Below are 11,324 nucleotides of genomic sequence, written 5' to 3'. Positions count from 1 at the left end.
CCCCTCAGGCAGGCTGCGTTGCTGATCTCTCTCGGACGCTATTCCGTTGGGCTGGAATGCCCAGCCTGCGCCTACTGCGATGTCCGCGGCTTCTTTGACAGCACCCGCATTCCAGACAGCAGCGTCAAATGGATGGATGTCGCTGAAATTCAAAAGAACCAACTCACGTTCAGCGACAGTGAGCGCCGAGTACAGCCAGCGGAAGAATCCCTCCGAGTGCCGGCCGGCTGCATGATCGCAATTCACGTAACAAACTGGCTGCGACATGCCCTGAGCATGGTGAACAGTCGAGGCATAGCCATAACGTGCATAGGTGAAATCTGGTGCGGGCGGTGGCGGCGACCGGCCTTCCATCCCTTGGAGCGCGGCCTGTTTCCCGTCGAATGCCTTCTCTCGGTCACGCTTTATGGCATTTCTCCAGACGCTTTCAGCGACTGCAGTCTCTTTGTCCAACTCCGGTTTTTCCGCCTTCAGAAACTCCTCGAACACCTCGAGCTCAACCTCATCTCGACTATGAATCCCACACCTGATGGAATGAAACTTGACAGGACCGCTTTTCACCCAGCTTAAGCCTTGCTGGTGCAGGGAACGCTTGCCGACACTCGCGACGGAGATGCGCCCACCGGATTGCATCGCCACGCGTGAGCCGAAAGCGTCGCGCACATCTGGGCTGACGTATATCTCCAAGAGGTCCCCGACCTCTACGGCGTCCAAAGAGCTCTTGCCGTGCAAGCGCTCCCGAACCCATTGCGTCAATGCATTTGCTTGGCCATGCGTCTCGGCCAAATACCAGACGGAACCTGGGTCTGCACGAAAGTGATCCAATATCTCGCTCGCTGTGTCCTTCTTTTCGACAATCCTGAAACCGTCGTCAGTCGACAGTTCCAGCGCAGCGAACTTCTGCGTTCCGATGGCAGACACCAACTTGACCGCATTGGCCAGTTTGGCCGAGCCACCAGTGGTATCGATGAGTTGAGTCAGCTCGAGACACTGGTGCTTCAGTCCCCGTGCTTTTTGGAATTCACCAGAAAGCACCGATTCCTCGGAGCTGCCACGCTGGATCTGGTAGGGATCGCCAAAGAATACAACCTTGCGCTTCGTGTTTCCTATTTCTGCGAAATCGAAGAAATCCGATAGCAACTGGCCGCTGCCATATTGCTTGCCGTCGGGAGTCGAGAAGCGCGAATTCCCCAGCAAATGCGAGTCGTCCAGCAGGTAGACACTGTCCGCTGCGTCATCGCAACCGCGCAACGGAATGACCTTGACCTTCTTCTGCTCTGCCACGTTTTCAAGCTCATCATCGCCGTTGACGCTGCCCGTGTAGAGATGAGCATAGATGCTGTTTGACTCCACCTCAGCTCCATCGGCAAGGCGCCGGTTGGGCTCCAGCACGATGACCTTTTTACCGGCCTTCTTGACCTCGTCGGCCACCTCGGCCAGCAGGCGACTCTTGCCAGTCGAGGTCATTCCCAGCACTGAAAAACTTACGAAATCGTCCGCAGCGACAAAGTTGCACAGCGTCTGTAAGGCCTCTCGTTGATGTCCGGTCAGCGGTGTGCGGGCCTGCGGCAGGTCGGGATGCGAATGAATGTCGCGCACCTGTGGGCGACTGGAAGCCCATTCAATCGGCTGAACCCCGAGCCTGCGGACGATTTCCAATGCTTCGTCTTTGCTAATCCTTAATTCGGGCGAGGAGAGACCATCGAGCATGGCTGCGCAGTTGGTCAAATCCGTCGGGTAGAACCAGGAGCGAACCTTGGATGGAAGCTCCAACTGATCTTCGATCCGGCCTGAAAATATTACGCCAGCAGAGATGTGGCCGAGATTGCGTCCGGACAACAGTGCCTTTGATTGCAGCCAGTCAAGAACGGAGAAGTTGTTGTCGCGCAGTTGCTGGTAGGGGTTTGCCTTCCGTCCGCCTTTGACTATCACGCCATCAGCTTGCCAGGGCCCGTTCTCGGTGCCAGTCAGCTTGCCGCTATAACTCTTGAAATCGGCCACGATGATTGCTGACGGGAGGATGCAGACCAAGTCGATTTCCGCGCCACTCCACATCGCGTTTGCAATCGTAATAATCCAATCGGTGCTGTTTGCCCAACGCTCCTCGAGTCGATCCAGAAAAACGTGGAGCATCTGGTTTTCATGAGTGCGGCTGGCCTTCTCGCCGTAAACGAGGATGGTCACTGGCTACCTCCGTCGCAACAACGCATCCAGCAGGTGGTCGACGGTCTGATCGCCACATTGAATTGATTCATGACAGGCTTTCCATGTATGGGCGCATCACATTGGCCACGCGGCATAGGGTGGCATAGCGCCAGAGTTCGTCCATGCTCAAGCGCTTGGCGCGCCAGCCTTCCTGTAGCGCCTCCAGGGCGACATCAAGGCCGATCTTCTTGCGGAACTTGAAGCAATCGGCCACCGTGCGAGCGACGTTGGTCACGCGCACCAGTACGCCATCGATGACACGTTCCTCGATCCCCTCTGTCAGTGCGGCACCAGAGAAACGGACGATGCGTAGCGGTGGGTAGTCCATCTTTGGCGAGCGGGCCTTGTTTGGAATGGCCAGCCAGACCTCGAACGGCGACTGCGTGGTGAGTTCATGTAGCCGAAGCGCTGACAGCAGGCAAATGATGGCTTGCGGGTGCTTGCTGGCTAACTCGGCTAGCGCAGCGTGTTCCGAGACGGGCCGATCCGGAATCGCGTACAGACCACGTCCAACCCGCTGCAGTAACCCTTGGCGCACTAGCCGCGTCAGGGCGACAGTCGGCAGCCCACGCTCATTGAGGTCGCATGGGCGGATAAGGCCACGTTGGGCGGCGAGATCCAGAATAGTCCGGTGCGAGCTGTCCATGATGCAATGATGTTGCATTTTGTCGGTAGGGGTCAATAACTACCGACGAAATACAACGATCTTTGTTGCTTTTCCCCACCAATGCTGCAATCCAACCGCTTGATTCGTCCGCGCGTAACCCTTTGATCCGTATGGGCCTGCGTTGCGGCCTTTGCGGACTTCGGGTCAGTTCCAGGGAGCGAGGCCGGAGCGAGGAATGGCCAGGAGAGAGTGGAATGTGGCCGGGAACGGCCAATTCGGGCGGCTGGCGAAGTCCGCAGGCGTTCGCAGAAACCCGCACGAGTACGCGGGAACCGGCGCAAACAGGCAAGAAAAAGCCCCAACTGATAACAGTTGGGGCTTCAGTATTGGTGGAGCCGGGGGGATTTGAACCCCCGTCCGCCAGCTCTCCACTGTCGGTACTACATGCGTAGCCAAATCTATTGAGTTAACTCCGCGCCGCCCGATTGGCAGGGTGCTTGGAGCGAGCTGCATGAGTTTTAGCCGTTACGTCTGCAGCGAACTTGGCGGCGATCCTGTTCTATCTGACAGTCATTTCGGGTTTACAGGCATCCCCTAGTGACCGCTGGCGCCGAAGCGACCAGATGAAGGTTAGGCGGCTAGCGCGTACCCTTCGTAGTTGTCGTCGTTGGCAACTATAAGTTTGCAACAGTGGATTTACGAGTTCTGTTACCAACTCGGCATGCACCTAGAGTTTTGTTACCGGCGTCGAATCCTAATCGGCCCCATGAAGCGTGTTGCGGCTTCATGTGCGCGCAGTATACGCCAAAATCGCTGAAGACGTCGAGCCCTTGGTCAGTTAGTTTGGGACGTTTCGCCGATTTGAAGATGGGCCGGCAATCGGCAAGGTCAATGACGGCTGACCTTGCCTGTGCGGGCTTAGTTGCTGCTGCCCGAACCGGTGCCGGAGCTGCCGGTGCTGCCGGAGCTGCCGGGGCCTTTGAGCTCATCCAGCGCCTTGGTGCTATGGGTGATGCAGCCTTTGGTGTCGCCGGCCTGCTGAGCCTGGCGCGCTTGGTTGACGTGGTCTTCTACCTGACCTTTGGCTGGTTGGCCAAGGGTGGTCATGCTGGTCGCCATGTTGTCTTCGATCTCCTGCATGTTGATTTCGCAGAGGTCTTTATCGGCCGCAAAGGCAACCGGGCTGGCTAGCAAGGCTGCGGCAGCAAGTAGGGCAAACTTTTTCATAAGCATCCTCCAGGGAGTTGACTTCCCGGCGGGCCTGCCTGATTCAGCGTATTGCGCGGCGGCGCCGAGGCGATCGAGCCCTATGAATGCTGGGCTCTTTCATTCGGACTGCGGTTGCGCTCGAGCGTTTCATCAGATTTACGGGCGTCCTCGTCCGGCGTGGTTCAGGAGAGCGGGAGAAGTTTCGCACGACTGGTTCTGTCCACCAGGTAGACCAGTCCGTGATAGTCGATACCCCCATGCTGCGACAGGCCGATTTCGCAGGTGCGGCTGGTGGAAATGCCTTCGCTGCACATCTGTACGGCATCTTTCAGGCTGCGCAGCGAATGCGCGTTGAGCTCTGGCGTGGTGAAACCCTTGTCGCCGGCGAAGCCGCAGCAATGAATGCCTTCCGGGATCACCACATCCGTCGCGCAACGGCGGGCAATATCGATCAATGCCTGGGCTTCGCCAAGGTGCTGGGTGCTGCAGGTGACATGCACGGCGATGGGTGCCTGCTGGGGTTCGAAGTCAAGGCGATCCAGTAGGTAGGTGCGGATGAATCTGACCGGATCGAACACCTGCAAGCGGTCGTCAGTCAGGCCCTGCACCAGCTGCAGGGTGCAGGGACTGGTGTCGCAGTAGATGGGATCGAGCCCGCCACGGCTGGCCCTGAGCAGGGCGTCGAGGGTTTCCTGACGCTTGCGCTCGGCCTGCTCGGCATAGCCCTTGGAGGCGAACGGCTGGCCGCAGCAGAGGTTGTTCAGATCCTCGGGGAAGACTACCCGGTAGCCGGCTTTTTCCAGCAGCGCGCGGGTGGTGTCGAGCAGTGGTTCCTGTTCCTGATCACGGGCGGCCGGGCCCATGGCTCGGGAGACGCAGGCCGCGAGATAGACCACCCGTGGGCGCTCATCCTGAGCGGAAGGCTTGGGCAGATGCAGGCGTTGCAGCGGCTGCGGCGTGGCGGGTGTCCACAGCGGCACTCGACCCTTGCTGGCCTTGCTGAAGGCCGCCGAGGTCTTGCTCAGCAGGCGCGTGCCCATCATCAGGTGCGCGCCGTTGGCGACGTGCAGCATGAAGCGCGTGCCTTGCACGGCGGTGCTGAAATGTTCGGCCAGCCAATTGGCCGCACGGGTGTTGTCGGCATGCCGACCACGCAGTTTGCGCACCAGATCGCCGGTGTTGATGCCCACCGGGCAGCGCCGGGCGCAGAGGCCGGTAGCGGCGCAGGTCTCGACGCCGTGATAGTGGTAGAGACGCTCCAGTTCGGCGGTGTCGATGCCGGCGCGCTTTTTCGCCTGGATGTCGCGCCAGACCACGATGCGCTGGCGCGGCGTCAGGGTCAGTCCGTTGGACGGGCAGACCGGTTCACAGAAGCCGCATTCGATGCATTTGTCGACGATCTCGTCGGCGGCCGGCATTGGCTTGAGGTTCTTCAGGTGGATATCCGGGTCTTCGGACAGCACCACATCCGGGTTTAGGATGCCCTGCGGATCAAGCAGGCGCTTGATCTGCCACATCAGTTGGTAGGCCTCGCTGCCCCATTCCAGCTCGACGAAGGGCGCCATATTGCGCCCGGTGCCATGCTCGGCCTTGAGCGCGCCGCCGAACTCCACTGCCACCAGTTGGGTGACGTCTTGCATGAAGGCGTCGTAGCGGGCCACCTGCTGCGGGTCGTCGAAGCCCTGGGTGAAGACGAAGTGCAGGTTGCCCTCCAGCGCGTGGCCAAACAGGATTGCCTCGGCGTAGGCGTGCTTGTCGAGCAGTTGGATCAGGCGATTGACGCCCTCGGCCAGGCGTTCGATGGGGAAGGTCACATCCTCGATGATCACGGTGGTGCCGGTCTGGCGCACCGCGCCGACGGCAGGAAACGTGTCCTTGCGGATCTTCCACAGCTGGTTGTAGACCACCGGGTCTTCGCTGAAGTCGACCTGCTTTTCCACCGGGAAGTGCGCGATGGACAGCATGATCAGGTTGATCTGCTCATGCAGCAGCGACTGGCTGGCCGCGCGCGATTCGATCAGCAGCGCACAAGCGTCGGCCGATAGCAGCTTGACCCACTCGGGCATGCCGGCTTTGTTCTCCACCGAACGCAGGCTGCGCCGGTCCAGCAGCTCCACCGCGGAGACCGGCTGCTGTTTGAGCACCGGCACGGCCAGGCAGCAGGTCTCGACATCGGGGAAGACGACCAGCGCGCTGGCCTTGTGCAGGTGATCCGGCACGGTGTCGTAGGTGACTGCGCTGATGAAGCCGAGGGTGCCTTCGGAGCCGACCATCAGATGGTTGAGGATGTCCAGCGGCTCGTCATAGTCGACCAGCGCATTGAGCGAAAACCCGGTGGTGTTCTTCAGGCGGTACTTGTGGCGAATCTTCGCCGCCAGTTCGCTATTGGCGCGCGTGGTGCGGCCGAGCTCGGCGAGCTGATCGAGCAACGCGCCGTGGCTGTGGCGGAAGGACTCGACGCTGCTGGCGTCTTCGCTGTCGACGACGGTGCCGTCGGCCAGCACCAGGCGCAGACCGGCGAGGGTCTTGTAGCTGTTCTGCGCCGTGCCACAGCACATACCACTGGAGTTGTTGGCAACGATGCCGCCGATCTTGGCCGCGTTGATCGAGGCTGGATCCGGTCCGATCTTGCGCTGGAACGGGGCCAGTGCCGCGTTGGCGCTGGCGCCGATAACCCCGGGTTGCAGGCGGATCTGTTCGCCGCCGTTGCGAATTTCACGGGCGTCCCAGTGATCGCCGAGGACGATCAGCACCGAGTCGGAAATCGCCTGGCCGGAAAGGCTGGTGCCGGCGGCACGAAAGGTCACCGGCACACGCTGGGCGTGGGCCAGTTGCAGCAATCCCACCACTTCGGCTTCGGACTCGACCCGTACCACCAGCTTGGGGATCAAACGGTAAAAACCTGGCATCGGTGCCGAAGGCCAGTGTCGAAAGCGGATCGTCGAAGCGCCGTTCGGCCGGGATCAACCGTTCGACGGCAGCGAGGAAGTCGTTCGGCAGGGCGGCAGGCGCGTTCATATACGGGCTCCGGGCATGAAGCGGCCGCGTCGGGGCGCGCGGCCTCGTGAGGCTTATTCGACGTGTTTGGTGGCCTGGTATTGACCCAGTTCGCGCACCAGTGAATCGGTGGTGATCTCGCTGATGGACTTGGCGCCGGTCAGCACCATCGCCACGCGCATCTCCTTATCGATCAAGTCGAGCAGGTTGGTTACGCCGGCTTCGCCATCGGCGGCCAGCGCATAGGCGAAGGCGCGACCGAGCATCACGGTATCGGCGCCCAGGGCAATCATGCGGACCACATCCAGGCCGCTGCGGATGCCAGAATCGGCGAGGATCTTCAGGTCACCCTTGACCGCATCGGCGATGGCCGGCATTGCGCGGGCGCTGGACAGCACGCCGTCGAGCTGCCGACCGCCATGGTTGGAAACGATGATGCCGTCCGCGCCAAAGGTCACGGCGTCACGGGCGTCTTCGGCGTCGAGGATGCCCTTGATCACCATCGGGCCGTCCCAGAAGTCGCGGATCCACTCCAGGTCCGTCCACGAGATCGATGGGTCGAAGTTGGCTGCGAGCCAGCCGATGTAATCTTCCAGTCCGGTCGGATGGCCGCGGTAGGTGGAGATATTGCCCAGATCGTGCGGCTTGCCGTGCAGGCCGACATCCCAGGCCCAGAGTGGGTGGGTCATGGCCTGCAACATGCGGCGCATGTTGGCGTTGGGGCCGCTCATGCCGGAGTGCGCGTCCCGGTAGCGCGCGCCCGGGGTGGGCATGTCCACTGTGAACACCAAGGTGGTGACGCCGGCTGCCTTGGCGCGCTCCAGGGCGTTTTTCATGAAGCCGCGGTCCTTCAGCACATAGAGCTGGAACCACATGGGGCGCTTGATGGCTGGTGCGACTTCTTCGATCGGGCAGACCGATACGGTGGACAGGGTGAAGGGGATGCCCTTCTTGTCGGCGGCGCGTGCGGCCTGGACTTCGCCTCGGCGGGCGAGCATGCCGGTGAGGCCGACCGGCGCCAGCGCAACCGGCATCGACAGGGTTTCGCCGAACAGCTGGGTTTCCAGGCTGAGTTCCGACATGTTGCGTAGCACGCGCTGGCGCAGGGCGATGCTGGCCAGGTCGTCAACGTTGCGCCGCAGCGTGTATTCAGCGTAGGCGCCGCCATCAACATAGTGGAACAGGAACGGCGGCAGCTTGCGTTTTGCGGCAGCGCGGTAATCCGTGGAGGCAGAGATAATCATCGTTGTTCTCACCGGTTGAACGAGGTAAGTCTCGGGATGCTTCGTTATCGGTCTGGCTTTGCCCAGCTCCGGCGTTGAAGGTAATGCCTTATGCCGGACGTATTTCCTAACGACCGTGCCCCGAGATCATCGGGGCACGGGTGGTGCAGTGTCAGACGCCGACCAGCGGGTCCGTCACGCCCAGCACGTAGATCGCCACCATGCCGATCACGCCGGTGAACAGCACGTAGTACAGCGTAGGCCAAACGGTCTTGCGCAGGGTGACGCCTTCGCGGCCCAGCAAACCGACCGTGGCGGAGGCAGCGACCACGTTATGGATTGCAACCATGTTGCCCGCTGCGGCGCCGACCGCCTGAACCGCGACGATCATCGCGCCCGAGATGCCCAGCGACTGGGCAACGCCGAACTGGAACTGGCTGAACATCATGTTGCTGACAGTATTCGAGCCGGCGAGAAACGCGCCTAGCGCGCCGACCGAAGGGGCCAGCAGCGGATAGATGCCGCCAACGCTATCGGCGACATAACGCGCCATGGCAATCGGCATGCTCGGCAGATCAGCGGCGTTGACGCCGGAGTTGATCAGGATGCGCACCATTGGCACGGTAAACAGCAGTACGAAGCCGGCGCTGAGCAGCACGCTGGAGGATTCCTTCACTGCCGCTTTAAGCTCGGCGGCACGCATGCCGTGCAAGAAGAAGGTAAGCAGCACGACAGCGACGAGAATGCCGCCTGGCAGGTACAGCGGCTCGACGCTGGCGCTGACGCCGGTCTCACCAAGGATGTTGGCGAAGGCGATAGAGACCGATTTCAGGGCGGCGGTGGCTGGCGGGTAGATGCGGCTGATCACCAGGATTGCACCCACCAGTACATAGGGCATCCAGGCGCGAAATGCGCTCATTGGGCGTGCGGCAAGATCGTCGAGTTTCATCTCGATGGTGCCAATCCACTCGGCCGGCCAATCCTTCGCATCGGCGAAGTCCCAGGGCGTCTCAGGTACCAGGAATTTAAAGCGTGCCGCGGTGGTCACGATGGCCAGACCGACCAGACCGCCCAGCAGCGACGGGAACTCAGGGCCGAGAAACACGCCGGTGGCAACGTAGGGTAGGGTGAACGCGAGGCCGGCGAAGAGGGCGAATGGCAGCACTTCAAAACCGGCTTTCCAGCTTTTTTCTTTGCCGAAGAAACGCGTCAGCATCATCGCCATGATCAGCGGTATCACTGTACCGACGATTGCATGGGTGATCGCAACGCTGCTGGTGATCTGTTGCAGGAACAAGTCCCAACTCGAACCCTGCGCCGCCAGCTGTGCGCCGAGCGTTGCGGTATCCAGGCCGCTGTTCACGCCAACCACGATCGGCGTACCGACCGCTCCGAATGACACGGGCGTGCTCTGTACCAGCATGCCCATCAGTACCGCAGCCATGGCAGGGAAGCCGACGGCAACCAGCAAAGGTGCAGCGATCGCGGCAGGCGTGCCGAAACCGGAAGCGCCCTCGATGAAGCAGCCGAATAGCCAGGCGATGATGATGGCCTGGATCCGACGGTCAGGGCTGATCGTGGTGAATCCAGCGCGGATGGCGGTGATCCCGCCGGAATGCTTGAGGGTGTTCAGCAGCAGAATTGCGCCAAAGATGATCCACAACAATCCAATGGTAATCACCAGACCCTGAAGGGTTGAGGCGATTATCCGGGTGAAGCTCATGTCCCAGACGAACAGGCCGATGGCGGCGGTGAACAGGAACACCACCGGCATGGCGCGGCTGGCCGGCCAGCGCAGGCCGATCAGCAGCACGGCGGCTAGCAGGATCGGAGTAAAGGCAAACAGGGCGAGCAGTCCGTTAGACATCTGGGGATCCCATGGTCATATGGTGTGAATGGGGGTCCGGCTGGACCTGCAACGAGCGGAGATCTGGAGACCACATATCAGTCCTCTTCTTGTGTTCCTACTGCTTGTAAAGTGGTAATACCAATTTACAGTAGAGCTCGGCCAGCGTAAGAGTTCGCTTGCTGTTGCGTCAATCAGCTGGCTGTAGACTTTGGTCGAAACCCGGTGTTGTTGCGGTGCGGCGAACGCCTGGATACGCTGACACTCAGTCCAGTGGTCAAACCAGTCGAGGCGGCTTATGGAAGTGGGTGTCGTGCGTCAGCGAAGGCTGGCCGATAACATCGTTGAGCAGCTCGAGACCATGATCCTTGAAGGGACACTCAGGGCCGGCGAGCGCTTACCGGCGGAGCGGGTGTTGGCCGAGCAATTCGGTGTGTCCCGCCCTTCGTTGCGAGAGGCGATCCAAAAGCTCGCTGCTAAGGGACTGCTGGTCAGCCGTCATGGCGGCGGAAATTTTGTCGCCCAATCGCTGGGTTCGACCTTCAGTGATCCGCTGCTACATCTGCTGGAAAACAACGCCGATGCGCAGCGCGATCTGCTTGAGTTCCGCCATACGCTGGAAGGCAGTTGTGCTTATTACGCCGCGCTACGTGCCACCGACGTTGACCGGCAGCGGCTCGGGGAGGCCTTTGCGGCGCTGCAGGATTGCTATCTGCGTGAGGGAGTGGTGACCCGGGCGGAGGAGGGTGCCGCCGATGCCCGCTTTCACCTTGCCATTGCCGAGGCCAGCCACAACGCTGTGTTGCTGCACACGATCCGCGGTCTGTTCGATCTGCTCAAGCGCAACGTGGTGACCAACATCGGTGGCATGTATGCCTTGCGCAAGGAGACCCGCACTATGCTCATGCACCAACATCAGGAGCTGTACGAGGCGATCATCGCCCGCCAGGCCAATGAGGCCCGCGAAGTAATCCACCGCCACATCAGCTATGTGCAGGAAGTGCTGGCCGAAGGCCGACAGGCGGCCCGGCGGCTGGCGCGCGCGCAACGCAGGGAAGGAGGCGCCAGGCCGAACCCTAAGTCGTAACGGCAAGCTCAAGGCCCAATCGAGGGGGGAAGAGTTTTGCCTGAGTGTTCGTGTCAGCCTCTACACTGACTTCCAGCTTCCAGCTTCCAGCTTCCAGCTTCCAGCTTCCAGCTTCCAGCTTTCAGTCTTCCTTGCCCTTGGTGCGCATGG

At 61.0% G+C, this 11,324-nt stretch carries 6 protein-coding genes, 1 other RNA gene and 1 pseudogene; 1 reads left to right on the top strand and 7 read right to left on the bottom strand.

Annotation, left to right across the window (positions count from 1 at the left end):
* From NA637_RS22565 to NA637_RS22535, 7 genes and pseudogenes are all read right to left on the bottom strand, one after another.
* On the bottom strand, window positions 1-2,184 hold a 2,184-nt coding region (locus NA637_RS22565), incomplete at its 3' end, for an NERD domain-containing protein (RefSeq protein ID WP_256074757.1).
* A 67-nt stretch (window positions 2,185-2,251) separates the two neighbouring features.
* Window positions 2,252-2,851 (bottom strand): type IV toxin-antitoxin system AbiEi family antitoxin domain-containing protein, encoded by a 600-nt coding sequence (locus NA637_RS22560; protein ID WP_256074756.1) that lies wholly within the window; start codon window positions 2,849-2,851, stop codon window positions 2,252-2,254.
* A gap of 348 nt (window positions 2,852-3,199) precedes the next feature.
* Window positions 3,200-3,578, bottom strand: a transfer-messenger RNA (tmRNA) gene (gene ssrA / locus NA637_RS22555).
* A 152-nt stretch (window positions 3,579-3,730) separates the two neighbouring features.
* Window positions 3,731-4,039: a hypothetical protein gene (locus NA637_RS22550; protein WP_256074755.1), complete on the bottom strand. Its 309-nt coding sequence runs from the start codon at window positions 4,037-4,039 to the stop codon at window positions 3,731-3,733.
* Window positions 4,040-4,203: 164 nt separating this feature from the next.
* Window positions 4,204-7,039 (bottom strand): annotated as a pseudogene (locus NA637_RS22545) (FAD-binding and (Fe-S)-binding domain-containing protein).
* A 53-nt stretch (window positions 7,040-7,092) separates the two neighbouring features.
* Entirely contained in the window at window positions 7,093-8,262 is a 1,170-nt protein-coding gene (gene lldD / locus NA637_RS22540) for an FMN-dependent L-lactate dehydrogenase LldD (RefSeq protein ID WP_256074754.1), read from the bottom strand.
* A 151-nt stretch (window positions 8,263-8,413) separates the two neighbouring features.
* Window positions 8,414-10,108 (bottom strand): L-lactate permease, encoded by a 1,695-nt coding sequence (locus NA637_RS22535; protein ID WP_256074753.1) that lies wholly within the window; start codon window positions 10,106-10,108, stop codon window positions 8,414-8,416.
* A gap of 277 nt (window positions 10,109-10,385) precedes the next feature.
* Here NA637_RS22535 and NA637_RS22530 point away from each other — a divergent pair, with 277 nt between their 5' ends.
* Window positions 10,386-11,174: a GntR family transcriptional regulator gene (locus tag NA637_RS22530; RefSeq protein WP_256074752.1), complete on the top strand. Its 789-nt coding sequence runs from the start codon at window positions 10,386-10,388 to the stop codon at window positions 11,172-11,174.
* Window positions 11,175-11,324 lie beyond the last annotated feature (150 nt).

Source organism: Stutzerimonas stutzeri (assembly GCF_024448935.1).
Classification (GTDB): domain Bacteria; phylum Pseudomonadota; class Gammaproteobacteria; order Pseudomonadales; family Pseudomonadaceae; genus Stutzerimonas; species Stutzerimonas stutzeri_AO.
This window is presented reverse-complemented; position numbering and strand designations above follow the sequence as displayed.

What these genes read in the sequence shown, in the direction of transcription:
- NA637_RS22560 (WP_256074756.1), bottom strand. Translation starts at nt 2,851, where the DNA reads ATGGACAGCTCGCACCGGACTATTCTGGATCTCGCCGCCCAACGTGGC.
- NA637_RS22535 (WP_256074753.1), bottom strand. Translation starts at nt 10,108, where the DNA reads ATGTCTAACGGACTGCTCGCCCTGTTTGCCTTTACTCCGATCCTGCTA.
- lldD (WP_256074754.1), bottom strand. Translation starts at nt 8,262, where the DNA reads ATGATTATCTCTGCCTCCACGGATTACCGCGCTGCCGCAAAACGCAAG.
- NA637_RS22550 (WP_256074755.1), bottom strand. Translation starts at nt 4,039, where the DNA reads ATGAAAAAGTTTGCCCTACTTGCTGCCGCAGCCTTGCTAGCCAGCCCG.
- NA637_RS22530 (WP_256074752.1), top strand. Translation starts at nt 10,386, where the DNA reads ATGGAAGTGGGTGTCGTGCGTCAGCGAAGGCTGGCCGATAACATCGTT.